Origin of the sequence: Algimonas ampicilliniresistens (assembly GCF_030159955.1) — a bacterium.
GTDB classification, from domain to species: Bacteria; Pseudomonadota; Alphaproteobacteria; order Caulobacterales; family Maricaulaceae; genus Litorimonas; species Litorimonas ampicilliniresistens.
The window spans coordinates 1,430,686-1,455,487 of record NZ_BSNK01000002.1; the positions used below are offsets into that span (position 1 = coordinate 1,430,686).

The window sequence follows — 24,802 nt, forward strand, 5'->3', positions numbered from 1 at the left end:
GGTCTCCTAAAACGGAACGGGCGCGCTCACACTAAGCCAGTCTCCGCCCGATGGTTTGAACAGGCTCAAAGTCTCGGCGTGGAGTAAAAGTCGATCGCTGGCGGCCAGCTGGGGCCCGCTGGCATAAAACTCATCGCCTAAAATGACGTGGCCGATCGCTTTCAGGTGAACGCGCAACTGATGGCTGCGACCCGTTAACGGCGTGAGTTCTAACCGTGTCCGGTCCTCGCCACGTTCCAGAACGCGCCAGTCTGTCTGGCTCGCGCGGCCCTGTTCATGACAGACCATCTGCAAGGGGCGATTTGGCCAGTCGGCGCGCAGGGGCAGGTCGATATGGCCTTCATCCGGCTCAACGATACCATCTACGACGGCAATGTAGCGTTTTTTCAAATGGCGGCGTTCAAATTGTAGGCCGATATGGCGCTGAGCCGCCTTGTTGCGGGCGAAGACCATGACGCCACTGGTTGCCATATCAAGGCGGTGCACCGTCAGCGTGCCGGGATAACGCGCCCGTAACCGGGCTTCGACGCAATCCGGCTCGGTCTTGCCGGGGACACTCAAAAGTCCAGCGGGCTTGTCGATAAAGAGGAGGTCGTCATCCTCATAAAGGACAGGAATCACAGCCGCTCTGCGACCACATCATCGCCGTCGAGCCGCAAGCCAATCTCACCACGAAGCAATGCCAAAGCATCTTCGCCGAAGAGCGTGCGCCGCCATCCCTTGAGGGCTTGAATGTCTGCGCTCTCACCAAAAGCGGCGAGTTGGTCGATGTCGCGGGCACCGGCTACCAGACGGGGGGCTATGCCTTCAACTTCGGTGCGTAGTCGCAGCAGGGTTTTCAGCATTTCAACACGCGGCCCCAGATTAGGCGGCATGGCCAGCGGTTTGGTCACGATCGGTGCGTAATCGTCAGCATTCTTAAGGGCCTCGTTCATTTTATCGATCAATGATTTTGCGGCCTTGGAGCGCTCGAACCCGCGTGGGATGCCGCGCAACTTACCAAGCGCATCCAGCGTCCGCGGTTTCTGTGTGGCGAGATCATAGATCGCATCGTCCTTCAGAACCCGTCGGCGCGGGACGTCGCGGTCAATGGCTTCCTGTTCACGCCAAGCAGCAGCGGCTCGCAAAGCGGCGAGATAAGGTTTGCGCGGATTGCGGACTTTTAGCCGTTGCCAAGCCTCTTCAGGATCAAAGGTGTAGAGGCTCTCCTCCATCTGCGGTGCCATTTCTTCCATCACCCAAGACAGACGGCCCGCCTCTTCCAATTCGTCGACCATAGGCGGGAACAGATCGCGCAAATGTGTCACATCGGCCAGAGCGTAGGAGAGTTGTTTGTCGGAGAGCGGACGGCGGGACCAATCTGTGAAGCGGGCGCCCTTATCGAGACTGATGCCAAGCCGGCCTTTGACGAGCCCGCTATAGCCGACACTATCACCGAACCCAGCGGCCATGGCGGCGACTTGCGTATCGAAGATTGGACCAGGAACAGTGCCGTCGCACATCTCATAGAAGATTTCCATGTCCTGCCGCGCCGCATGCATGACTTTGACGACCGTATCGTCCATCAACAAGTCGACAAAGGGCGACATGTCGATGTTTTCGGCCATCGGGTCGACAATGACTTCGTTGTCCGGCGTGGCTAGCTGAATGAGGCACAGAATGGAGTAGAATGTGGTTTCCCGCATGAACTCCGTATCAACGCAGACAAAGTCATGCTCACGGGCATCCTCGCAGAATAGCGCAAGCGCATCCGTGTCACGAATGACGGTAATGTCGACTGGATCGGTTATGCTGTGCCCTCTGCGCTATCGACGCCGTGCAGCTCGAAATGTTTGCGCAGCAGATCATAAGTGGCCGCCCAGCTCTGAGCGGCTGCGGTCTTGTTATATTTCAAACCCAAATCTGCATCATTAGCGTCCGGGACCATAAAGGCGTGTTGGGTGTTGCCAAAGGTCATCAAGGTCCAGTCGCAACCCGCTGCGACCATCTCCTCGCCAAAAGTAATAACATGGTCAGGCGGTGCCATTGGATCGTCCCAGCCATGACAGGCGAGGATATCGGCAACGATTTTGCCACCTTTGAGATCCGGCGCATCCAGCAGGCCATGATAAGAGACCGCAGCTTTAAGATCGAGACCCGCGCGGGCCATATCGAGCGTACAGAGTCCACCAAAACAGAATCCGATGGCCGCCATGGCTGTCTCGTCAACCATGTCCAAGGCGGCTGCAGCCTTATACCCAGCCGTGAGACGTTTGAGCAGGGCTGCGCGATCTTCCTTGAGCGGTCCCATCAGGGCCATTTTGTCATCGACCGTTTCCGGGCGCGCGCCAGCACCGTAATTATCGAGCGCGATCCCGACATAGCCGTTGGCGGCCATCTGCACGGTGACGCTCTCAGCAAAGTCATCCCGGCCCGACCAAGCGTGGTTGACTAGAATGCCGGGTTTGGCGCGAACAATGCTCTCGTCCCACGCCAAATAGCCAACACAATTTGTGTCGCCGTCCGCATATTCGAATGTTTTGGTCGAAATTGTCATGAAGTCCTCGTTAAATCGCGCGACGGATAGCCTGTCTTCGCGACAATCGAAAGCCCGCCTTAACCGAAAATTGACTCTATTCGCGCAGCTTTCGCTGGAAATTTAATGGAGACAGACATGTCCGCCCGCATTCTTACCCTTGGAGCCGCTCTTTTGCTTGGAGCCTGCTCGACCGTTCAGGAAAACCCGAATTATCAATATTCGTCGAAATATGGTGCGCCTGAGACAGCGCCCAATGTACAGGTGGCCGCTCAGACGACGATAGAGCCGACCTATGCGAAAGCCACAATCGAACCTGTCATGCAGGGCTCAACCACAATTGTTGCGAACCACGACAATGGTCAAAGTACGTCTCCGACGGAACAGGCCTATAATGCCGACGCTATGGAGGGCACGCCCGGTTATGCTATTTTTGTGGCCGAAGGTGCGCAAGCGCAGCCTGCGACCCCAGCGCCCCAATCTGCGCCTCAGCCCGTGCCACAATCCGCACCTGTCAGCGGACCCAGACCGATTGCCTACGATTATGCGCAAAACATCATTGTGACGGACGAACCGGCTGCAAGGTCCAGCACGGCAGCCAATGTGCCGACGGCGTCGAATTATACGGTCCAGCCCGGCGATACGGTTTACTCGCTGTCACGGCGCTTATGTACACCGATCACTGAAATCATGACAGCCAACGGCATTCGGTCTGATTTCGGTATCGATATCGGCCAGACGCTCAATCTACCTGCGTCTCGCTGCTAGCCATTCGACCATAAAACCGACTTTTAGGGTGCATGACAGCGCTGTCTCCGCTAGGCGGGGGCATGCGCAAACGTTTCGCCAAAATCCTGGCAACCCTTGGTCCAGCCTCACGAGCCCCAGACACAATGCGGCTTCTGCATGAGGTCGGCGTTGATGCGTTCCGACTGAACTTCAGTCACGGCAGTCACGAAGACCACCTCGCCAATATCAAAACGATCCGATCAATCTCAGAGCAGGTCGGTCATCCGATTGCCATTGTCGCCGATATGCAGGGTCCGAAACTCCGTGTGGGGGAGATGGGTGAGGGGCTAGAGCTCCGCTACGGCGATACTGTCTCCGTAGTTCGGTCCGATGATGCGTCAGAGGGCGCCATCGTCCACCCGCACCCAGAGCTAGAAAAAATCCTCAAGCCCGGTCTCGTTCTGAAATTTGACGACGGCAAGCTACAAGCCACAATGATTAGCGAGACCGAGGCGCGTATCGATGTGCCGGGACTGCTGAAATCTCGCAAAGGGATCAACGTCGTCAATGCAGTACTGCCGATGTCGGCAATGACGAATAAAGACCGTGAAGACATGGCGTTCGCGCTTGAACATGGGGCGGACTGGATCGCTTTGTCTTTTGTGCAAAATGCGCAAGACGTCATTGATGCTCGGAAAATCGTCGGCGATCGCGCCGGGATTATCGTCAAGATCGAGAAACCTTCCGCCGTCGAAGATCTCGACGATATTCTTGCTATCGCGGACGCCGCTATGGTCGCGCGCGGTGATTTAGGTGTGGAACTGCCGCTTGAAGAGGTTCCAGTCGTTCAGCGCAAAATTATCCGCAAAGGCCGTGAACTGGGTAAACCCGTTATAGTTGCGACCCACATGCTGGAGAGCATGATCGACGCCCCGACGCCGACGCGCGCCGAAGCCTCCGATGTGGCCACAGCGATTTATCAGGGTGCGGACTGCGTTATGCTGTCGGCTGAGACTGCCGTCGGCCGCCATCCGGCAACGGCCGTTGCAATCATGGACCGAATTATCACCGCCGCCGAAGGTGATCCGATCCTGTGGGAATATTTTGAACAGACGACGCTGCCGCATGAATCCAGCGCGGAAGACGCCATCTCGCGTTCGGTTGAGACCATCGCCCGAACGATCAATGCGAAGGCCGTGTTCGGATATACGCGCACGGGGTCTACCGTTCAGCGTATCGCGCGAGAACGTCCGCCGTGCCGAATCATTGGTCTGACGCCGGACGCTGGCACAGCGGCTCGCCTTGCGCTTATTTGGGGGACACATCCCGTCGTGACTGAAGACCCAGCCAGTTTCGAAGATATGCTCGGGCGTGTGCGGGATCTCGCTAAAGGCGTCGGGCTAGAGAGCGGCGATCGCATCATGATCAGCGCAGGCGTCCCCTTCGGCGTGCCGGGAACGACGAATACGCTGAAAATCGACACGGTTTAGCCACGTCGATTGTTCAAGTTTTGGGCAAAAAGTCTCCCTTGAAGGCGGGGTATGCCCCCAAGGGAGTTCACAACGACGTTAAAGACGAAACCGTCTAATCAGCCGCCTAACCTGTCGAAACAGGTCTCCCTTGAAGTTGGAACAGTCTCCAAGGGAGGTCGTGACACCTGCTGGAGGCGAAACAGTTTTAAAGTTTAGCGGTGACTGTGAACCTGAGGTTCCGACCTGGCAGCGGCAGATCGTCCTTCAGGAAGGAGGTGTGCTGGCGCGCGTCCTTATCGAATAGATTGTTTACACCCAACGAGAATCCGATTTTGTCACCAAAGTCATATCGAGCGAACAAATTGACTAAAGTGTAGCCTTCAGTGCCTCGTTCAAACGGGGCAGTTTCGGTCTGGTCGTCAGCCCAGTCTACTTCCGCCCGCAAGGTGACAGCGTCGCTTTGTGCTTCCAACCCGGCCAGGATGGATAGGGGCGGAATGCGGGGCAAATTCTCAGTATCGGTTTCTGCTTGAACATATTCTGCTAGCGCATCGCCACTGACAGTCCAGCGGCCGGCTTCGAACAGGTCAAGCTGTCCTAAAGCTTCGATACCGTAGAATTCTGCGTCCTCGCCGACAAACTGGAATACAGGCAGTTCGTCTTCTTCTGCACCGGTCTCAGTCTCAAAAATATAGTCGTCATAGCTCGTATAGAACAGATTGACTGTTACCGCATGATTGTCCGCCCGGTGTCTGAACGCGACTTCGCCGCCCAGTGCCGTTTCCTTATCCAGCGTAATATCGCCAATTTCGAACTGGTTGGTCGCTAAGTGGGGACCATTGGAGAACAGCTCCTCAGTCGACGGCGCGCGTTCTGTACGGAATAGCGTCGCTCCGAGCCGGACCGTTTCACTGAGGTGAACGTCGGCCCCGCCGCTGAGGCTGATAGCGGTGAAATCGCGCGATGCACCGGTAACGGTGTTTTCCTGATCGGTTAGTTCGATCCGACCAGCGCCTTCAAAATGCCAATCGCCCGTATCAATCTCATGGAAGGTATAGGCGGCATATTGCCGTGTTTCAGTGGGCGGGACGAAGGCCTCTTCGCCGATGGCAGAGAATTCGCGGGTGCGGAGTTGTATGCCGTGCGCCGCAGACCAACTCCCTTGTTGACGCTGCACCAACTCAAGTCGGCCTTCATAGCCCTCATTGGCGAAAACGGTCCCGACCACGCCCGGACCTTCGAACTCCGTATGCGTGTAATCGGCATAACCGCCGAAGAATTGCAACCTTTCGAAGACGCCGTCCAGCTCTAGGGCGGCGTTCACGTCAAGACGGGTTTGCTCCAGACCGATGGTGACGTTTTCTTCTTCCTCTTCTTCGTCATGATCCTCATCATCGTGATCTTCATCGTCATGATCTTCGTCTTCCTCGTGGCCGTGTTCATGGCCGCCGGGGATGCCGTAATCCGATTCAAAGCGGTGCAAAGCTGCGCCGAAGAAACCACGCTCCCCGATCCAGCTTAGTCCAACAGTGGCGGATTTTGTTTCCACGAAACTATTCGGCAAGCGACCGCGGACTTCTTCTTCCTCTTCATGGTCATGCTCATCATGATCTTCATCACCATGCTCTTCTTCTTCCGCCTCTTCCTCGGCCCGTAAAGCAGCACTCTCGGCGAAGTCAGGAATACGGAAGTCACCGGCGTCACGGAATGTGCCGTCCAGATGCAGAACGAGATTGCTGCCAAGTGCCTGATCGACTGAAGCCGCCGCTTCGAACCCGCTATCGACAGTGGTTGCGCTCATGCGGAAGTCCGCCTCCGTACCGCCCTCTGGCACGACTGTTGGGATACGTCCGTCGATGACATTCACGATGCCGCCTGCGCCAGAGCTCCCATAACGGAGAATACCAGCGCCGCGAAGAACCTCGATTTGTTCTGCTTGGGCCGGTTCAGCTGCGACGGCATGATCTGGGGACGCTGATGAGGCGTCAATAGATCCAATGCCGTTGGTCAGAACACGAACTCGGTCTCCGCCTTGTCCACGAATGATGGGCCGCGAAGCGCCGGCTCCGAAGAAGGTAGAAGATACGCCAGGTTCGGCTTTCAGTGTTTCGCCGATCGTGCTTCCGAGGCGGCGTGACAGTTCTTCGCCAGATAGGACAGAGACACCCGTAATGGCTTCGTCAACTGAGCGGGCGAGGGGAGAGCCGGTGACGATGATTTCGTCTTCGAAGGGTAGGGTATCCTGCGCCTGTGCGGAAAGGACGACAGATAGGCTCAGAAGAGCCACTTGGGCAGAGCCCATAAGATATTTAGACATGGAATAGACTTCACAAAACGAGTGCGTTTGGGGCGTTGCCCCGGTTTAAGAGGTGTGAAGTCTAGTGGGGTGGGGCTCGCGGTGGCGGGGCCCGGCAAGGATGAGCGTTTTGGAATGTGACTGTTTTGGTCGGACGCAGTGTGATGACCGGACTTTCGTCCACCGGAACGGTTTCGGTCTCAAGTGGAACAGGTGCAATAGCCTGATCTTCACCGAGTACTGAGACTGTACAGGCAACGCCGTCATGTTCGTGACTGGCGCCAAATTCGACGACGTGCGCCTGCGCCATGCCCTGTGCAAACATGAACAGAGCGGCAAACAGGACGGCGAGCGTCTTCATGCCAGATGGTATGAACGGTGAGCGGGTCACGGAGCGTTACCTAATCACATTATTGGCGTGGATCAATAGATCAAAGCAACTTCGGATCGACCGTGCGCTGCACGACGTTTTTGATCGTGAGACCCTGCACGATGATAGAGAAGACGACGATGCCATAGGTCGCGGTCAGAATCAGAGGTTTATACTCATTGTCGGGCAGAGACAGCGCCAATGCGACTGAGATACCGCCGCGCACACCGCCCCATGTCAGTACCGGGATTGCCCCTTGGGTAAAGGTCTTGAACGTACCGAGCGCCTTCATGGGTACGTAAACGGCACAAAGTCGGGCGAGCAGGACCAGCGGGATAGCGATGAGTGTGATAATTCCAAAGCTTGGTGAGAGGCCGAGCACGAGGAGTTCCAACCCGATCAACAGGAAGAGAACCGAATTGAGGATTTCGTCGATCATCTCCCAAAAGCCAAACAGCGCTTCGCGGGTCTTATCGGACATGGCAAAGGCCGCGCCCTTATTGCCAATCATCAGGCCTGCTACGACGACCGCGATTGGGCCGGAGAGATGGTGGCCAAGAATGTCGATGCGCTGCGCGATGGCGTAGGTTCCAGCGACGAGCGCCAGACTGATCAAGATTTCGATGGCGGGTTCGTCGATCCGCTCCATCATCTGATAGCCGATCCAGCCTGCGATCAGGCCAAGCACGCCGCCGCCGACCGCATCGACCATGAAGAGCTCAACCACGTCCAGTACGCCAATGCTTGCACCCGGCGTGGTCGCCATGATTGGCCCCGCCAATAGGGTGGTGTCCATCATGGCATGTGCTGTGGCACCGCCCGTTGCGATGGCGAGGATCAGGGTGAAGACAACAACGCCGACCCCATCATTGAACAGGCTTTCGCCCGCAATCTTGGTTTCGAGCGACTTGGGCATTTTCACGGTCTTCAGGATCGACAGTACAGCGACGGGATCCGTCGGACTAATCAGTGCGCCAAAAACCAGCGCCCAAATATAGGGTAGTTCGACATTAAACAGACCGGCCAGCAACCAGAAGCCTGTGCCGACGATGAAGGTAGACAGCACCACGCCGAACGTTGCCATCAAGCCAATCGACCATTTTGCGTCGCGTAGCTTGGCGAAATCGACATGTAGCGCGCCGGCAAAGAGCAAAAAGCCCAACATGCCCTTCATCAGCGTTTCGTTGAAATCGATCTGCCCAATCGCTCCCGTTATAGTCTCATAGACTTGCAGTCCGGGGGCGATGGCGTGGAGCCCGATGAGCAGAAATGACGCCAGCAACGCCATCACTAATAGACCAATTGTGTGCGGCAATTTTAGATAGGCGCGGTTGATCCAAGAGAGAACCGCAGAGAGGACAAGCAGCAGCGCTGCAATTTCAAAGATTGAAAGCATGGCCGGGTGTAACAGTTAGATCGGCAGGGGCAATCCCGGTTTACCGATGATTGGACTGGAATATGATCAGGCTTGGATCTCTATCCCGCCCAGTTCGGCTTTCGCTTTTCCAGAAAACTCGCCACGCCTTCGCGGCCTTCATCGCTCCGAAGACAGGCGGCGAAGGAGTCCGCTGCGCGGTCGAGCGCGTCATCGCGAGAGAGAGTCGTGCTGCTGAGGATAAGCGCCTTGGTCGCGGCATTGGCGCCCGGCGCACATTTTCTGACGCCACGCCGCACGCTAGCCTGAACGGCGTCCAGATCATCAGTGGCATAATCCGCAAGGCCAAGCGCGTGAGCTTCGGTCCCGTCAAACCGCGCGCCTGTTAACATGATGCGCCGCGCTGTTGAGAGCCCAACGCGGGCGACGACGAACGGTGCAATCTGCGCAGGCGGAATGCCGATCATGGTCTCCGTGAGGCTGAATTTGGCGTCTGGCGTAGTTGCGATGACGTCGGCGCAACACATCAGGCCGAGCCCACCCGCAATCGCGGCCCCCTCGACCAGAACGAGGGTCGGTTTCGGCAAATGATTAAAGGCATCGAGCATCGTACCAATCCGGCGGTTAAAGGCCGCCGTTTCAGCCAGTGTCTTTTCGTCAGACTGATAGACCTGAAAGCTGTTCAGATCACCGCCCGCGCAGAAAAACCCGCCGCGTCCTCGCATCGTCACGCCGCGAACCGTCATATCTAACTCCAAGGCCGTGAAGGTGGCCATGAGTTCGTCGATCATGAGGTCATTCATGGCGTTGCGGCGCTCGGGTCGGTTGAGCCAGATCGTGGCCCAGCCTGCATCGCGTTCGATTTCGATTGTATCCATCCAGCCTGTCTAGGGCAGGGAAAACGGCTTGCAAAGAGACAGCGATCGATGGGGCAACAATATCGCATGGATGTTTACGTTAACGTAAACTTGCCTTCTTGGTCTTTGACCCGCAAAAGGCCTCCAACACGTCGATAAGAATTCACTTTAGGAGCCACCCATGCGCGAAGCCGTCCTTGTATCCACAGCCCGAACCCCGATTGGCCGCGCCTATCGCGGCGCGTTCAACGCCACGCCGTCCCCAACATTGGCTGGTCACTGTATCGACCACGCGGTCAAGCGTGCTGGCGTTGACGGTGCTGAAATCCAAGATGTCGTTATCGGCTGCGCGTTGCAGCAGGGCGTGCAGGTCACGGTCGGCCGCAACGCAGTTCTCGCCTCTAGCCTGCCTGTGACGGTTCCGGCCATGAGCGTGGATCGTCAATGTTCATCCGGTATGGTCGCCATCGGTATTGCTGCGCGCAAGATCATGTGCGGCGAAATGGATATCGCCATTGGCGGCGGCGTGGACAGTATCTCTATGGTGCAGACCCCAGAAATGCGCGTCGCGCCCGATCCGAAAGTGATCGCTAATCACCCGGCGGCTTACATGCCGATGTTGCAGACTGCTGAGATCGTCGCTGATCGCTACAAAGTTTCGCGTGACCGGATGGATGAATATGCACTGATGAGCCAGCAACGCACACACGCGGCGCAGCAAGCGGGTGCATTTGACGACGAAATTGTTCCGCTGGCTTCGACCATGATGGTCAAGGACCGTGAAACGGGTGAAGTCTCTAAGCAAGACGTGACGCTGGAAAAGGATGAGGGCAATCGTCCGTCCACGACGCTCGAAGGTCTGCAGGGGCTGAAGCCTGTTTTGGGCCCGGACAAGACGATCACGGCGGGTAACGCCTCACAACTGTCTGACGGCGCGTCTGTCTCTGTCCTGATGGACGCTAAAACTGCTGAAAAACGCGGCCTGTCGCCTCTGGGTTATTATCGCGGCATGGCTGTCGCAGGCCTAGAGCCGGACGAGATGGGCATTGGCCCAATCTATGCCGTGCCGAAACTGCTCGCGCAGGCTGGCCTGACAATGGAGGATATTGATCTGTGGGAGCTGAATGAGGCGTTCGCGGTTCAAGTACTTTACTGTGCCGATCAACTCGGCATTCCGATGGAAAAGCTCAACGTCAATGGCGGCGCAATCTCGGTCGGTCACCCTTACGGTATGAGCGGCGCGCGCATGAGCGCCCACGCCCTAATCGAAGGTAAACGTCGCGGTGCAAAATATGTCGTCAGCACAATGTGCATCGGCGGCGGCATGGGCGCAGCGGGTCTTTTCGAAGTCGCTTAAATGCGTTGGTTCCGATGCTTAGCGCATGGTGAAAACTTTGTCGTAAGTTCCGAAGGAACGTTAAAAAACAGAGGCTTCTACAAAATTATTTTTGTAGAAGCCTCCTCATCATCGGATGTTGAATTCTTAGCCCCAGAATTGCTCAGGGCGGACGACTTTCTGTCAGATGATATTTTAATACAAAGATCGCCCAACGCGAGTGTCACTTTTGAAGAAATTGATGAACTTGTTGGGGAGCCTTCAAAAGGGAAAGCTCCGGCTTTACTTTTTATAATAGTGAAACTGAAGATGGCTAAAGTTTGAAGACGCAACCCATCACATACGCGGCCCTTACCGCCGCTCCCTTGCGCGCTCCGGCGCGGAAGAATACCAAACTTACAACCTCGTTACCCAAAGGCCTTTCATGTCCATCGAGTTCAATAACCGCGTCGCAATTGTTACGGGCGCGGGCGGCGGTCTAGGCCGCTCCCATGCGCTGGCTCTGGCCGCGCGCGGTGTCAAAGTCGTCGTCAATGATCTGGGCGGATCAGTCGACGGCACGGGCGGTTCGGAAACGATGGCGCAAAAAGTTGTCGCTGAGATCGAAGCCATGGGCGGCGAGGCCATGGCTAATGGTGCCAACGTCACAAAAGAAGACGAAGTTGAAGCGATGGTCGCCGAGGCTATCGAACGATTTGGCAAAGTCGATATCCTCGTCAACAATGCCGGTATCCTGCGCGATAAATCCTTTTCCAAAATGACGATGGCCGACTGGGACCTGGTTGTCGCGGTTCACCTCAAAGGTTCGGCGGTCTGCACTAAGGCCGTCTGGAACCATATGAAGGCCAACCAATATGGTCGGATCGTTATGACGACGAGTAGTTCTGGTATGTATGGCAATTTCGGCCAAACCAATTACGGCGCGGCCAAGGCGGGCCTGTCGGGCTTCATGCGCACATTGTGCCTCGAAGGCGCAAAATACGATATCCGCATCAACACGCTGTCGCCAACGGCACGTTCTCGCATGACCGAAGGGCTGATGCCTGAAGAAATCCTTGAGAAGCTCAAGGTTGAGCCGGTGAGTGCAGGGCTGGTCTATCTTGTCTGTGACGATGCGCCGAACCGGGTTATTCTCGCCGCGGGCGCGGGCGGTTATGCGCTGACCAAAGTGTTTGAGACCCAAGGGATCAACCTGTCCGAAGGCGAACAGACGGCTGAGAATGTCGCCGCGCATTGGGACCGGATTGCGTCCAATGAGGGCATGGAAGAGTTTACCAATGGCGGGCAGCAGGGCGCGAAGTTCCTGACCCGCATCGCGAATGGGGAGTTTGCCAAATGAGCAAGACTGATCTGGACACATTCCGCGCGGATACACGCGTCTGGCTAGAAGAAAATTGCCCGGAAGAGATGCGCACGCCGATTACAGGCGACACAGATGTCTGCTGGGGCGGTCGCAACTTTGAGTTTTCAAGCGATGCACAGAAGGTCTGGCTTGAGCGCATGTCGGCCAAGGGTTGGACCGTGCCGACCTGGCCCACTGAATATGGCGGTGCGGGCCTGACGCGCGTGGAAGAGAAGGTTCTGCTCGGCGAAATGCGCCGCATTGGCGCGCGTTCGCCGCTAACCAGCTTCGGTATTTGGATGCTTGGCCCAGCCTTGTTGAAGTTCGGCAATGACGAACAGAAAGCCGAACATTTGCCCAAAATTGCGCGCGGTGAAATCCGCTGGTGCCAAGGCTATTCAGAACCCAATGCCGGGTCCGATCTCGCCGCACTCGCGACCAAAGCTGAAGACAAAGGCGATCACTGGATCGTCAATGGCCAGAAGGTTTGGACGTCCTATGCGGACAAAGCAGACTGGATTTTCTGTCTCGTCCGGACCGACAACACGCAGGGCAAACATTATGGCATTTCCTTCGTTCTCTTCGATATGGAAACACCGGGCGTTGAAGCCCGTCCGATCAAGCTGATCTCTGGCCGGTCACCCTTCTGCGAAACTTTCTTTGAGGATGTGAAGGTTCTGAAGAAAAACCTCGTCGGTGAAGAAAACAAAGGCTGGACGATTGCGAAATATCTGCTGACGCATGAACGCGAAGGCATTGGCGCGGGCAATAGCTCGATGCGACCGTTGCACGAAATCGCAGCGATGAGCCTCGGCTTAGACGATGCCGACCGTTTGTCTGACCCGATGCTGCGCGCCAAAATCGCAGAAGCGGAAATCGACGAATGGGCCTTTGGCCTGACCATGTCCCGTAAACTGGCAGAATCGAAAGCGGGTCAGAGCATGGGCGCGGACAGTTCGATGCTGAAATATTACGGCACGGAGCTGAATAAGCGGAAGTTTGAACTGATGATGGACTCCGCCGGTCATGACGGGCTGGAATGGGAAAGCGAACGGTCCAAGGATGGCAAGCTGGCGCGTGGTTGGCTGCGGACAAAGGCGAACTCAATTGAGGGCGGCACGTCTGAGATTCAGTTGAACATTATCAGCAAGCACATCCTCCAATTGCCCGGCGCTTAACGCATCTATTTTTTGAGGCGCGCTCACGAGCGCGCCTTTCCACTATTCAGACCCAATAAGGTGAGCAGACAATGGCTCTAGTTCTCAACGAAGATGAAGTGATGCTCCGCGATACGGCGGAAGGCTTCTTTGCTGATAAGGCGTCTGTAAAGGCCCTGCGAAAACTCCGTGATGAGCGGGACGAAACCGGTTTTGACCGGGCGCTATGGTCCGAAATGGCCGATATGGGCTTTGCGGGCATTGCCATTGGCGAAGATCATGGCGGGGTTGATATGGGCTTTCAAGCGGCAGGCTTGCTGGCGGAACAAATGGGCCGCAATCTGACGGCGTCGCCCTTTCTATCAACGGCCATTCTTGCCGCGACGGTGCTGCGCGAAGCGGGCTCCGATGACCAAAAGAATACATGGCTGCCGAAGATCGCGTCCGGCGAAACGGTCATGGCGGTCGCCTTGGATGAAGGCCCAAAGCACAATCCGGCGGGCATCGAAACGACGGCGGAAAAATCCGGTAATGGCTTCCGGCTTAACGGCTCTAAAGCGATGGTCGTGGACGGTCACGCGGCTGATCAACTGATTGTCGCCGCCAAGACGGATGACGGTCTGGCGTTCTTCCTCGTGGACCCCAAGGCCAAGGGCGTCGAGATTGAACGGACGATCATGGTCGACGCGCATAATTCCGCGCGGATTGATCTCGATAATGTCGAGGTGGATGGCGATGCGCTGATCGGCGACAGCAATGCCGAAGCTGCACTGCACAAAATGTTGGCGGCGGGTCGAGGTATTGTCGCTGCCGAACTGCTCGGCGCGGGCGGTGAAGCGTTTCGCTCCACGGTCGAATACATCAAAGAGCGCAAGCAATTTGGCGTCGCGGTTGGTAGCTTCCAAGCATTGCAGCATCGGTCTAGTCATCTTTATTCTGAACTGGAAATTGCGCGTTCTGCCGTTCTGGGCGCGCTGACGGCGCTTGATGCCGGTGATCCTAAAGCCGACCGTTATTGTTCCATGGCGAAGTCCAAACTTGGCGATGTGGCTAAACTCGCCGCGCTTGAAGGTGTGCAAATGCATGGCGGTGTCGGCATGACGGACGAATATGATATTGGCCTGTTCCTTAAGCGCATTCGTGTGTTGCAGGAATTGCTCGGCGACGCAGCCTATCACCAGAATGAACATGCCAAGGCGCATTCATTCTAAGAAAAACAACAAAGAGGGAGAGTGACAATGCCAGCTATCAAAGCAGATGAAATCGCGGGACGCGTCGGTGAGGCGATGGGAACATCGGAATGGATCGAAGTCGATCAGGAGCGGATCAACCAATTCGCCGAATGTACTGGCGATCACCAATTCATTCACGTCAATCCTGACATGGCGAAGATGACGCCGTTCGGCACGACGATTGCGCATGGTTTTCTTACCCTCTCGCTGATCCCGAAGATGAGCTATGGCGACGCCGCCGCATCCATCGCCGGTGCGCGCATGGGCGTGAATTACGGTCTCAACAAGCTGCGCTTCATCGCGCCGGTCAAGAACGGTAAAAAGGTTCGCGGTCATTTCAAACTGACGGGCTATGAAGAAAAATCGCCGGGTCAGCACTTGCTGACGCAGGAGGTCACAGTCGAGATTGAAGGCGAAGATAAGCCGGCCTTGGTCGCCGAAACCCTGACTCTTCTGTTTACCTAGACCCCCATGATAAGCGTCGAGGAATTTACCCAACAGGCCGACGCTTGGTTCGCGGAGCATACGCCCCGCGACGTGCCGTTCATGTTGCCGCTGACTTTTATGGAGGTCGGCACGGATGAGCAGTTCGAGTTTCTGCGCGCGTGGCAAAATAAGGTCTACACTGCAGGCTATCTCGGTGCGCATTGGCCCAAGGATTATGGCGGTGGCGGGCTGACCCAAGCGCATCAGGACGCGGCGACCCGCGTGATGCGTAAATACAACGTGCCAATCATGCTCAACGCGATTGGCATTGGTTGGGCTGGGCCGCTCATCCTCGATACGGGTACGGAGGAAGAAAAGCGGAAATATCTACCCGGCATCCTCTCGGCAGATGATATTTGGTGCCAAGGCTTCTCCGAACCGGATAACGGCTCCGATCTCGGAAATGCGCAGCTTAAGGCGGTCCGTGCCACTAATTCCCAAGGTGAGGACGAGTATGTCCTCAACGGCTCCAAAATCTGGACGACGCAGGGCAATTACGCGAAATATATGATCCTGCTGGCGCGGACGAATTTCGACGCGCCGAACAAATATGCGGGCTTGTCCTTCTTCCTCGCGCCAATGCGTATTCCGGGCGTTGAAACCACGAAAATTCGCAAGCTGACTGGCGAGTTTGGCTTCACGCAGACTTTCTTTACCGACGCGCATATCCCGGCGGACACGCTGATGGGCGAAGAGGGCGACGGCTGGAAAGTCGCGATGCGGACGCTAGAGTATGAGCGCGGCGCACGCGGCGGACAGGCTGGCGGTTATACGATGAGCCAGACGGATCCACTCGAAGTTCTTGGCCTCGCCAAGCGGGCGATCCGAAACGGGAAGCCTGCCTTAGAAGACCCCGTCATGCGCGACCGGATGGTGCAACACATTATCGACGCGCAAGCGATGATGGCGAACCGTGAACGCGCGAAAATCTCGCCGCTTGTCAGCGAAAAACCCTTTGCTTTGCCGCTACTCAGCAAACTGCAATTCACGGAATATGCGCGTGAAACCGGGGAACTGGCGCTAGACCTCGAAGGGGCGCAGGCTGGCTACTATGTCGGCGAAGAGAATAGTCGCGAAGACGGGTATTGGCAGCGATCTTATCTGAACGCCTTCTCCGCCACGATTGGCGGCGGCACTTCGCAAATCCAACGCAATATCGTCGGGGAGCACGTCCTCGGTCTCCCTAAGTCCAAATAGGGCGAAGAGCTAATGACTCGTCACCTCGCTAGAATTGCCCTGACCGAGATGCAGGCTGAACTGCGCGATCAGGCGATGCGCTTCTGCGCCGATAAGAGCCCGATTTCGCGCGTGCGCGCGCTCATCCAAGACGAACACGGGTTTGATCTTGCCGTCTGGACAGAAATGGCGGAGCTGGGCTGGATGGGTATCGCGATCCCGGAAGCGCAGGGCGGACTCGGTTTGGAATTGGCCGATTTGGTTCCGGTCGCTGAAGCGATGGGCAAACATTTGATGAGTTCGCCTTTCCTATCCACAAACCTAGCAGCGCAGGCTATCCTGACAGGCGGTACAGATGCGCAGAAGGCCGAGTGGTTATCCAAACTGGCCTCGGGCACGATCGCAACAGTCGCTCTGTTTGAGCCCAGCGGCGCGTGGGATCTGGATGCGGTGGAGGGCAAGACCAAAACTTTCGCGATGGATTTAGGCGCTGCAGAGATCGTCATCACGACGGTCCGTCATGAGGGCGAAACACGATTGGCGCTCATCCCGCGCAAGCGGATCGAGGCGCGGCGCGAAACCATCATTGATGAAACCAAGCGAAGCTACGCATTCGACGTGCCGAGGTTTGACGATAGTGATCTGATGCCCGCGGACCTGACCGTGGCAACGCTGGAACGCATCGAACTGGTCGCGAACTTGTTACAAGCGGCAGAACTGTCTGGCGCTGCAGCAGCCTGTGTCGACTATACGGTCGATTATCTGAAAACCCGCAAACAGTTCGGCAAATTGATCGGCGCCTATCAAGCGCTCAAACACCCCACGGTCGACGCCTTTCTGGATGCAGAGAATGCGCGGTCGCTACTTTATGCGGCGGCGACCCATTGCGAGAAGCAGGGTGACGGCGAGATTGCGGTGCGTATGGCCAATGCCAAGGCGGAAGGCGCACTATCTTACGCCGCAGACCGCTCAATCCAATTCCATGGCGGGTTCGGTTTCACCTATGATTGTGACGCGCAGCTTTATCGCCGCAAGGCGATGTTCGCTGCCTCACAATTCGGAGATGCCGCCTTCCACAGAGCGCGCCTGGCTGAGTTGCTTCTGTAGGTCGGCATGGCGGGTCCGCGTCATGGCGTAACGGCGGTATGACGCCCAAGCCAATGTCGCCAATCCCAGATTGATCGCAATGGAATAGACGGCCAACATACGGGTGGTTTCATTGCCAACTTCGCTGGGCAATGCGGCATCAGGCAAATCAATTAAGGTCAAGCCGAGCGTTGCCATGACGAGGCCAATCGCAAAAGCGAGTTTGTTCGCAAAGGTGAAGGACGCGAATAAAAGCGCCTCGCGCTTACGGCCCGTCTTAAAAGTCACGAGATCTGAGACATCCGCCATCATGGAATAGGATAGGATCAAAGCGCCGACCATTCCCGCATATCCGGTCCCGCTGGTGATCGCGACGAGCCAGAGCAAAGCGTCAGAGCCGAGCGGCGGCGTCAGTCCTAATAGGTAGAGCGCAAAAGGAAGCGAAAAGGATAGGCCGAAAGTCCATGTCAGCCACAGTACGGCGATCCGTTTGTCTTTCCGGCGTGACAGCCAACCCGCAAAAATCGCAGCCGGAATGATGACGGCAAAGGGAACAAGCGAGGCGATGAGCTTTTGCACCTGATCGAAGCGCCAGACATAGACGCTCACATAGATCGAGAGTTGGCTGATCGAGGAATAGAGAGCGACTAGAAGTGAAAATCCAATCGTGAGCGTTCGGAACTCGGCGTAACGGAACGCTTTTGCGATATTGCTAAAGGCGTGATGCCATGGTGGGCCGGGGCTCCAGTCGCGAGGCTGGGTCGCGGGTAAGCGGTTCCACGTGCCCGCCGTCATCACCAAGGCCCCAATGATGCCGATAAGGCCGAGTGTCAGGGCCAGTGGCGCATAGCCTAGCTCGAACAACATGCCATCCTCAAGCCCGGCTCGATCTGGCAGGAAGACCAGAAATCCAAGTACGAAGACCAGTAAATTGAAGAGGTTCTCGAAAATCGTTCGCAGGCCGACAATCGAGGTTCGTTCGTCATATTGGCTGCTCATATCGGCGGCGAGGGCGAAGTAGGGGACGGTGTAACCGGTGATCATCACCCGCGTGCCGATCATGAATCCCGCCATCCAGAAGAACAACGCCGTCTCACTCATCCCGTCTGGTGGGCTGAACAATAATGTCAGAGCCAGTGCGGTTGGCACGCTCGAAATTAGGATCCACCCATGCCGTCGACCCCACCGTCTGGACCGCGTATTATCGCTGATCTGGCCCATGACCGGATCGGATATGGCGTCAATCACAATGGCTAGGAATGTCGCTGCCATGACCTGCCATTCCGGCAGACCTAAAACATTGGCGAAGTAGAACAGAAAGAAGAAGTGGAAGAGCATGTTCTTCGCACTGATGAGGCCATGTCCGGCCCCATAGGAAACCCGGTTGAGTGTGCTGGTGTCGCGGGTTTTCACCCGCTGTTCATGGCGGCCTGCTCATAGCCTGTCTACCCTTTGACAACCATTGGGAACTCACCGTGCTTAAATGCATTTAATTCCTATCGGGGTAGGGATACGAACGGCCTTCATGCGCATTCTCATTGCCATTTTTAGCTGCTTGGTTGTCTGGTCTCTGCCAGCGATTGCGTCTGCCTATCCCGCCGAAATCATCTATGAGGGCGACCTGCCGGAAGAGATCCGTGAGCAAATTATTGATCGGATGCCGGAAGAGCCGGACGCAGAAAGTCCTTTGCACGCTCGGCGGCAAGCGCGTCGCGTCAAAACCCTTATTGAGGGGGTCCTGAACGCCTATGGCTATTTTGACCCGACGGTCGAGATAGCGGTCGTTGGTCTCGGAGGGGAGGCGCGACCGCAATTGACTGTGACCCCTGGCGTTCAATTCGCCGTGCGTCGCTTGGTCATCCGCTATAATGGCGAAGCGCCGCGCGAAGTCGATCAAGACGCCGCGCGTATGTCGATCAGTCTGCAACCCGGTATGCCAGCTATTTCGGCTGAAGTGCTTGATCAGGAACGTCAAATTGGCGCGAAATTGCGCGGCATCGGTTACCCTTACGCAGAAGTTACAGAGCGCGAGGTCATCGGTGACCGTGAAGGAAAGACAATCAGTGTGCGTTACACGGTCAAAGCGGGTCCACGCGTCCGACTGGGTGACGTCAAAATTCCCGATGGGCTGCGGACCAAAGACGGCTATATTATGCGGATTAATCCGCTGGAAGTAGGGCAGCTCTACGATCCAGCCGAATTAGCGCTCTATAATTCTCGGCTTGCAGAAACGCGTTTATTCCAGAACTCATTGGCAAAATTGACGGACGAACCGATCAGCACAGACCCCGACGGGACAGAAGTGCGGGATGTTCAACTGATCCTGAGTGAACGCAAACGCAATACGCTGACGCTCGGGGCCGGCTTCGATACGTCCGAAGGCTTTGGTGTCGATGCCGAGCTCCTACGGCGCAACCTGACCGGCCGTGGCGATTTACTGATTAGTACGGCCCGGCTGGCCGAGCGCGAATATGGACTCGATTTGGTTTGGCGACGTCCCAACCAGCTTGGCTATGGCGAAGGTCTGAGCCTTTTTGCCTCCGCATTCGACGAAAATACGGATGCATTTGATCAGCAGACCGGCAAAATCGGGGCTGGGGTAGAAGTTATCAAAGGACCCGTCTTTCAATATAGTTATGGGGCTGAAGCGCGCTACATCCGCCAGTCTGGAGAGAGCGTGCGCCGTGACTTTCAGGTGCTCGCATTGAACGGCTCCGCCCGACTCGACCATGCGGACTCTCTGCTCGACCCGCGCAAAGGTTGGCGGGCTGAAGCCAGTATAAAGCCGACCTATGCTTTCTCGCCGGACGGACCTGATACGCCTTATGTGCGGGGTCAGATTCAGGGCCGTTACTATTTACCGCTGTCACCAGAGGGCCGATTCGTAGCAGCCGGTCGCGTTCGGTTGGGAACGCTGCTCGGTGCAGAAGCCGTCAATGTCCCGGGTGATGATCGTTTCTTTGCGGGCGGCGGGGGGTCTGTCCGCGGCTATGCCTTTCAGGCGATTGGGCCATTTGATGCCAACAATGTCCCGCTCGGAGGCCGTAGCTTGGCTGAAGCCAGCTTTGAAGGCCGCGCGCGCATTACGGATACGATTGGGGCGGTTGCATTTGTTGATGTCGGGAATGTGTCGGACACCCAATATCCCTCTTTCGATAATTTACGCGCCGGGGTCGGGGTTGGGGTGCGCTATATGACACCTGCAGGCCCGCTCCGCTTGGACGTCGCTACGCCGCTCAATCCGTCTGAACGGGATGAAGCCATCCAAGTCTATATCTCTATCGGACAAGCATTTTGATGTCCGGGGCTGTGAAAAACCCTTGGGCCAAACGGATCGGCTTAATCCTTCTGGGGTTGATCGGACTGGCCTTACTGGCTGTGATCGGGGTCCGCGTTTGGATCGGTAGCAGCGCAGGTCAAGCTTTCGTCGAAGCCACGATCGAAGATTTGGACATTGCCGGACAGCGCATTGAGATTGATGGTCTACACGGCTCCGTATTGGGGCAGTTCAAGGTGGACAGGATTGAGCTTACAGGTCGAGACGGGGTCTGGCTGGTCGCCCGTAATGTTAGCGTTGATTGGAGCCCGAGCGCGCTCTTATCCAAGACGCTCGACGTCAATGCTGTTCAGGTAGCGGACCTCGATATTTTGCACCGTCCGATCTTTGTGCCGAGCGGGTCCAATGGCGAAAAGCGTATTGAGACGTTCCATGTCGATGGCATTGAATTGCCGGACATATTCGTCGAAGAGCCGATTGTCGGGCAGGCGATCCAGATGTCAGCCTCTGGCGATCTACGCCACGGACCGGATGGTGGCGATGCCGTACTGTCGGCTCGCTCCGATCAAGACGATAGTATTGAGGCCGACCTGGCGTGGTCACCGGATTTAGTGCTGAGCGGCGAGGCCGATATTGACGGCGCACCCGGCGGTCTGGTCGCGGGCTTGCTACGCTTAGATCCGGGTCAGCGGATTACAGCGGATGTGACGACGAAGGATGAGCAAACACAGCTCGCCGCCCAAATTGACAGCTCAGACTTTGCGGATATTTTAATCCAGCGCAGCCAGTCGCAAGTCTCAGTATCCGGTACGCTGCAGCCCGACGAACTTCCGGTTCTGGCCCGGCTTTCGGATATACTGGGCGGCGAAACCAAGATTGAAGCGACGTTGCCGCTTGATCAGGGCGTCCGCGCCACAGTCGCTATCCGGTCGCCTTTGGTGACACTCGACGCAAGCGGGACGCAGCAAAACGATGTCATTGTCATTGATAAACTCACAATGGCTGCCCGCGACCCGCTCCGGTCGTTCAATTTGGAGGATATGAGTATCGGGACGCTCACCGCGACCGGTCAGGCGAGGCTGGGTGAGATTTATAGCTTTGAGGGACAGGTTGACGGCCAGAACATTCGTTACAAGGATTACGCCGTCGATCGCTTGCATGGTCCGGCGACGCTGACATTGTCCGACAACAGACTCTTAGCGTTCGATACGGCTCTGACCGGGCGTGCATCGACGACACAGGCGACCCGCGCCAATGGTGCGCGTGTGATCGCGACTGGACAAATCAATATTGAGACGCGGAATATTGCCCTGTCTCGGGCCGACATCGCCCTACCGGGACTCGGTTTTCAGGGGCGCGGTTCGATTGACTATGGCGAGGTGCGCAGCACCGAATTTTCAGGGCGCTATGATGTCGATACAAAGCTGTTCCGCGATCGACCGCGTGCCAAGCTTTCCGGTCAGGCCACCCTTCGCTCGACGGCCGATGGCCCGGTTGCTGATGTCACGGGACGGGCTCGCAATATTACGGGCCTCGCCAGTGCGGTTGAGCCGCTCGTGCCGGACGGGTTCACCTATAAAGCGACGCTGCGTTTCCAGAACGGTGCGGTCATCGTGCCGCGTTTTACCGCGTCCAACACGCTGTTCGACGCCAAGGGTTCGGCGCGTTGGCGCGATGGACGGATCAAGGCGGATATTGACTATGACGTAGAGCGTTACGCGTTTGCCGCCGTGACCGCGACGGATGCGCAGGGTCGCGCGACCCTGTCCGGCCCGCCGAGCGAGATCAGCTTCGAGACGAGCGCGACAGTGGCGACGCTGGACGCGGGCGCTCTAAACATGACGGCGGTCGAGATTGACGCAGACGGGACTTATTCGGGGGGCGTGATCGCGATGCAGGGCGACCTTTCGGGCGATAGCGAACAGGGCCGGATCGGGACGAGCGGTCAGGTCGTGCTGGAAGACGGCGAGTGGAGTGTCAGCGAGCTGCAAGGGTCGCTGGGCGACCTGATGACGACAGGCACGCTGTCGGGCATTGGCGGCGATATTGCCGCCTTGCGCGGGGATCTGATCGTGTCGGGAACCAGTCCGATTGTCCCCGCTGACGCGATAGAGGCGAAAATCCTGCTCAGCGATGCGCAGGTGGATATTGATACGACCCTGACAGGCTTGAATGTGTGGCGCTTGGATCAGGCCAATGTCCGGTTGCTCGCTAAAGGGCCGCGCGACGCTGTCGCCTTTGATGTGGATGCTGAAGGCCGAACCACAGTGCGGGATGTTGAGCGCCCGCTAACCCTTACAACGAACGGCGTGGCTGACCTCAGAACAGACGCCCTCGCCACACGCGGCGATTTCGACATTGCCATCGGCACGCTGACCTTGGCGGGCGAGGCGTCCGCGCGCCAGACAGAGCAGGGCTGGGCCGGTGCGCTCGACGCCGCCGGGCTGGGCGGCGAGATCAAAGCGGCGCTCGAACCGGACACTAATCAAGGACTGTCATTCGATCTGAAATCCGTCTCGATTGCGCAAATCTTGCGGCTCTTGGCGCGCCCAGTCAGCGAAGGCACAATTTCTGGGAAAGGCCGCTTCACGCCTGTTGTAGACGGGATTGAAGGCTCCGCCATGTTCAGCCTTGATGATCTGCGCAGCCCGATCAGCAACGCCGTCCCGATCTCCGTCGTCACGCAGATAGAGCTGGTGGGCGAGCAGCTCACCGCCACGATGCGCGCGACCGAAGGCGGCCTTGACGGTCAAGCCGTGATCGAAGGCCCGCTCGACACGCTGCCCACCGCGCCGTTCTTGGTCTATCCGTTGACGACACCGCTGCAAGGTCGGGCTAACCTGCGCGGCGAAATCGGCCCGGTGGTTGAGCTCTTCTTACCGCCGCGTACGGATGTGGCCGGGCAAATCGATACGAATATCGAATTTACTGTTCCCGCCACGCCGATTGGATTGGCGGGACGGATCGCTCTGACGGAGGGCCGGTTTGAACAAGGCGTGCTCGGCCTCAACCTGAAAAACATTACCATGATCGCCGAGCTATCCGGCGAAACGATTAATGTGCCGACCCTGTCCGCCGAAGGGGTGAGCGGCGGTACACTCAGCGGATCGGGGCGCATGGGGCTGGGCGAAGGCACCGGGACAGTGGATATTCAGGCCGAGAAATTGCGGGTCGTCGACCGCCGCGAAGGCCATGCCGAAGTCAGCGGCGAGCTGACCGTGTCCCGCACGGCGGAGCTGTTCCGCTTGGCGGGAGAGCTCCGCGTCACCGATGCCGATCTTAATATAGCGCGATTGCCCAAGCCGGGCCTGCCGACGCTAGACGTCGATTTCGGTGATCAGCCGGAAGAAGAGGTCGACCGAAGTTTTGCCACAGCTGTCACCGAACTGGATGTGAAAATCATCTCCAACGGACGGATCAAAGTGACGGGTCGCGGCCTGAACGCATCCATGAATTTGAATGCGCGCGTGCGCGGCGCGTTCGATAACCCCGTCGTTGCCGGCGACATGTCCATCGCGCGCGGACGGTTTGACTTCCTCAGCAAACGGTTCGAGTTTCGGGAAAGCTCCGTCATTCTGCGCGATGATGTGATGCAATCAATCCTCTCGCTCGAAGCGGTGCGGCAAACGCCAGACCTAACGGCGGTCGTCGCTATTACCGGGACGCTGGATCGACCCGAAATCAAACTGACGTCAGAACCAAACTTGCCAGAAGACGAAGTGCTTTCGCGCATCCTATTTGGGCGCTCGCCAACCCAACTCTCCGCCATTGAAGCTGCACGGCTCGCCGCCGCTTTGACGCAGCTCTCCGGCGGGTCGGGCTTCGATCTGTTCGGATCGCTGGAAAATGCGGTCGGGCTCGACACGCTCGAAATCGGTCAGAACGATACGGGGCAGGCACAGCTGACAACGGGCAAATATCTATCGGACGACGTCTATCTGGAAGTCCGAACCGCCGCCGAAGGCACACCGGGCATTGCCGTCGAATGGCAGGTCCGAAACAACATCTCCCTCGAAGCGGAGACCTTGCCAGATGAGCGCCAAAAGCTCTCCGTGCAGTGGAAGAAGGATTTTGATTGAGGGGAGAGTAAAAGTGG

General features: G+C 57.1%; 20 protein-coding genes. 12 read left to right on the forward strand and 8 right to left on the reverse strand.

Annotation, left to right across the window (positions count from 1 at the left end; genetic code table 11):
• Positions 1–6: 6 nt before the first annotated feature.
• From QQL54_RS14775 to QQL54_RS14785, 3 genes are read right to left on the reverse strand one after another with little or no spacing between them, the layout of a single operon-like run.
• A complete protein-coding gene (locus QQL54_RS14775; protein ID WP_284392210.1) occupies positions 7–621 on the reverse strand; it encodes an RluA family pseudouridine synthase in 615 nt (204 codons plus the stop codon).
• The gene (gene rnd / locus QQL54_RS14780) at positions 618–1,772 is read right to left on the reverse strand and encodes a ribonuclease D (protein ID WP_284392508.1); all 1,155 of its coding nucleotides are present in this window, start codon (positions 1,770–1,772) and stop codon (positions 618–620) included. The genes QQL54_RS14775 and rnd overlap by 4 nt, the downstream gene beginning before the upstream one ends.
• A 14-nt stretch (positions 1,773–1,786) precedes the next feature.
• Complete coding sequence (locus QQL54_RS14785; protein WP_284392212.1) at positions 1,787–2,536, reverse strand: dienelactone hydrolase family protein; 750 nt, start codon at positions 2,534–2,536, stop codon at positions 1,787–1,789.
• Between the two features lie 117 nt (positions 2,537–2,653).
• On the opposite strand from QQL54_RS14785, the gene QQL54_RS14790 reads away from it, so the two are divergent.
• The gene (locus QQL54_RS14790) at positions 2,654–3,283 is read left to right on the forward strand and encodes a LysM peptidoglycan-binding domain-containing protein (RefSeq protein ID WP_284392214.1); all 630 of its coding nucleotides are present in this window, start codon (positions 2,654–2,656) and stop codon (positions 3,281–3,283) included.
• Between the two features lie 62 nt (positions 3,284–3,345).
• On the forward strand, positions 3,346–4,734 hold the full coding sequence (gene pyk, locus QQL54_RS14795) for a pyruvate kinase (RefSeq protein ID WP_284392216.1): 1,389 nt from the start codon (positions 3,346–3,348) through the stop codon (positions 4,732–4,734).
• A gap of 187 nt (positions 4,735–4,921) precedes the next feature.
• Here the strand turns inward: pyk and QQL54_RS14800 are convergent, their stop codons facing one another.
• The 4 genes from QQL54_RS14800 to QQL54_RS14815 form a co-directional block, all read right to left on the reverse strand.
• A complete protein-coding gene (locus QQL54_RS14800) occupies positions 4,922–7,033 on the reverse strand; it encodes a TonB-dependent receptor (protein ID WP_284392218.1) in 2,112 nt (703 codons plus the stop codon).
• Positions 7,034–7,094: 61 nt separating this feature from the next.
• The gene (locus tag QQL54_RS14805; protein ID WP_284392221.1) at positions 7,095–7,373 is read right to left on the reverse strand and encodes a hypothetical protein; all 279 of its coding nucleotides are present in this window, start codon (positions 7,371–7,373) and stop codon (positions 7,095–7,097) included.
• Between the two features lie 70 nt (positions 7,374–7,443).
• Positions 7,444–8,778 carry a cation:proton antiporter gene (locus tag QQL54_RS14810; RefSeq protein WP_284392224.1) on the reverse strand — a complete coding sequence of 445 codons (1,335 nt, stop codon included), beginning with the start codon at positions 8,776–8,778 and terminating at the stop codon, positions 7,444–7,446.
• An 80-nt stretch (positions 8,779–8,858) separates the two neighbouring features.
• The gene (locus tag QQL54_RS14815; protein WP_284392226.1) at positions 8,859–9,635 is read right to left on the reverse strand and encodes an enoyl-CoA hydratase/isomerase family protein; all 777 of its coding nucleotides are present in this window, start codon (positions 9,633–9,635) and stop codon (positions 8,859–8,861) included.
• 160 nt (positions 9,636–9,795) lie between these two features.
• Between QQL54_RS14815 and QQL54_RS14820 the strand changes: the two genes are divergently transcribed.
• The 8 genes from QQL54_RS14820 to QQL54_RS14855 all read left to right on the forward strand — a co-directional run bounded on the left by QQL54_RS14820 (position 9,796) and on the right by QQL54_RS14855 (position 17,450).
• On the forward strand, positions 9,796–10,971 hold the full coding sequence (locus QQL54_RS14820) for an acetyl-CoA C-acyltransferase (RefSeq protein ID WP_284392228.1): 1,176 nt from the start codon (positions 9,796–9,798) through the stop codon (positions 10,969–10,971).
• Positions 10,972–11,274 (forward strand): hypothetical protein, encoded by a 303-nt coding sequence (locus QQL54_RS14825; RefSeq protein WP_284392230.1) that lies wholly within the window; start codon positions 10,972–10,974, stop codon positions 11,272–11,274.
• Between the two features lie 100 nt (positions 11,275–11,374).
• A complete protein-coding gene (locus tag QQL54_RS14830) occupies positions 11,375–12,289 on the forward strand; it encodes an SDR family NAD(P)-dependent oxidoreductase (RefSeq protein WP_284392232.1) in 915 nt (304 codons plus the stop codon).
• Positions 12,286–13,470 carry an acyl-CoA dehydrogenase family protein gene (locus QQL54_RS14835; RefSeq protein WP_284392235.1) on the forward strand — a complete coding sequence of 395 codons (1,185 nt, stop codon included), beginning with the start codon at positions 12,286–12,288 and terminating at the stop codon, positions 13,468–13,470. The genes QQL54_RS14830 and QQL54_RS14835 overlap by 4 nt, the downstream gene beginning before the upstream one ends.
• Before the next feature lie 71 nt (positions 13,471–13,541).
• Complete coding sequence (locus tag QQL54_RS14840) at positions 13,542–14,660, forward strand: acyl-CoA dehydrogenase family protein (RefSeq protein WP_284392237.1); 1,119 nt, start codon at positions 13,542–13,544, stop codon at positions 14,658–14,660.
• Between the two features lie 27 nt (positions 14,661–14,687).
• Entirely contained in the window at positions 14,688–15,146 is a 459-nt protein-coding gene (locus QQL54_RS14845; RefSeq protein ID WP_284392239.1) for a MaoC family dehydratase, read from the forward strand.
• Between the two features lie 6 nt (positions 15,147–15,152).
• Positions 15,153–16,364: an acyl-CoA dehydrogenase family protein gene (locus QQL54_RS14850; RefSeq protein ID WP_284392241.1), complete on the forward strand. Its 1,212-nt coding sequence runs from the start codon at positions 15,153–15,155 to the stop codon at positions 16,362–16,364.
• 12 nt (positions 16,365–16,376) lie between these two features.
• Positions 16,377–17,450: an acyl-CoA dehydrogenase family protein gene (locus QQL54_RS14855; RefSeq protein WP_284392243.1), complete on the forward strand. Its 1,074-nt coding sequence runs from the start codon at positions 16,377–16,379 to the stop codon at positions 17,448–17,450.
• On the opposite strand, the gene QQL54_RS14860 is transcribed toward QQL54_RS14855, so the two are convergent.
• On the reverse strand, positions 17,394–18,842 hold the full coding sequence (locus tag QQL54_RS14860) for an MFS transporter (protein WP_284392245.1): 1,449 nt from the start codon (positions 18,840–18,842) through the stop codon (positions 17,394–17,396). The genes QQL54_RS14855 and QQL54_RS14860 overlap by 57 nt on opposite strands.
• A gap of 112 nt (positions 18,843–18,954) precedes the next feature.
• On the opposite strand from QQL54_RS14860, the gene QQL54_RS14865 reads away from it, so the two are divergent.
• Together QQL54_RS14865 and QQL54_RS14870 are read left to right on the forward strand one after the other, a co-directional pair.
• Complete coding sequence (locus QQL54_RS14865) at positions 18,955–20,727, forward strand: autotransporter assembly complex protein TamA (protein WP_284392247.1); 1,773 nt, start codon at positions 18,955–18,957, stop codon at positions 20,725–20,727.
• Positions 20,727–24,785 (forward strand): translocation/assembly module TamB domain-containing protein, encoded by a 4,059-nt coding sequence (locus QQL54_RS14870; RefSeq protein ID WP_284392249.1) that lies wholly within the window; start codon positions 20,727–20,729, stop codon positions 24,783–24,785. The genes QQL54_RS14865 and QQL54_RS14870 overlap by 1 nt, the downstream gene beginning before the upstream one ends.
• Positions 24,786–24,802 lie beyond the last annotated feature (17 nt).

Coding starts and splice junctions, on each gene's coding strand:
- QQL54_RS14830 (WP_284392232.1), top strand. CDS start 11,375: ATGTCCATCGAGTTCAATAACCGCGTCGCAATTGTTACGGGCGCGGGC.
- QQL54_RS14810 (WP_284392224.1), bottom strand. CDS start 8,778: ATGCTTTCAATCTTTGAAATTGCAGCGCTGCTGCTTGTCCTCTCTGCG.
- QQL54_RS14855 (WP_284392243.1), top strand. CDS start 16,377: ATGACTCGTCACCTCGCTAGAATTGCCCTGACCGAGATGCAGGCTGAA.
- QQL54_RS14805 (WP_284392221.1), bottom strand. CDS start 7,373: ATGAAGACGCTCGCCGTCCTGTTTGCCGCTCTGTTCATGTTTGCACAG.
- QQL54_RS14835 (WP_284392235.1), top strand. CDS start 12,286: ATGAGCAAGACTGATCTGGACACATTCCGCGCGGATACACGCGTCTGG.
- pyk (WP_284392216.1), top strand. CDS start 3,346: ATGCGCAAACGTTTCGCCAAAATCCTGGCAACCCTTGGTCCAGCCTCA.
- QQL54_RS14815 (WP_284392226.1), bottom strand. CDS start 9,635: ATGGATACAATCGAAATCGAACGCGATGCAGGCTGGGCCACGATCTGG.
- QQL54_RS14800 (WP_284392218.1), bottom strand. CDS start 7,033: ATGTCTAAATATCTTATGGGCTCTGCCCAAGTGGCTCTTCTGAGCCTA.
- QQL54_RS14865 (WP_284392247.1), top strand. CDS start 18,955: ATGCGCATTCTCATTGCCATTTTTAGCTGCTTGGTTGTCTGGTCTCTG.
- QQL54_RS14850 (WP_284392241.1), top strand. CDS start 15,153: ATGATAAGCGTCGAGGAATTTACCCAACAGGCCGACGCTTGGTTCGCG.
- QQL54_RS14785 (WP_284392212.1), bottom strand. CDS start 2,536: ATGACAATTTCGACCAAAACATTCGAATATGCGGACGGCGACACAAAT.
- QQL54_RS14870 (WP_284392249.1), top strand. CDS start 20,727: ATGTCCGGGGCTGTGAAAAACCCTTGGGCCAAACGGATCGGCTTAATC.
- QQL54_RS14845 (WP_284392239.1), top strand. CDS start 14,688: ATGCCAGCTATCAAAGCAGATGAAATCGCGGGACGCGTCGGTGAGGCG.
- QQL54_RS14790 (WP_284392214.1), top strand. CDS start 2,654: ATGTCCGCCCGCATTCTTACCCTTGGAGCCGCTCTTTTGCTTGGAGCC.
- QQL54_RS14820 (WP_284392228.1), top strand. CDS start 9,796: ATGCGCGAAGCCGTCCTTGTATCCACAGCCCGAACCCCGATTGGCCGC.
- QQL54_RS14825 (WP_284392230.1), top strand. CDS start 10,972: ATGCGTTGGTTCCGATGCTTAGCGCATGGTGAAAACTTTGTCGTAAGT.
- QQL54_RS14840 (WP_284392237.1), top strand. CDS start 13,542: ATGGCTCTAGTTCTCAACGAAGATGAAGTGATGCTCCGCGATACGGCG.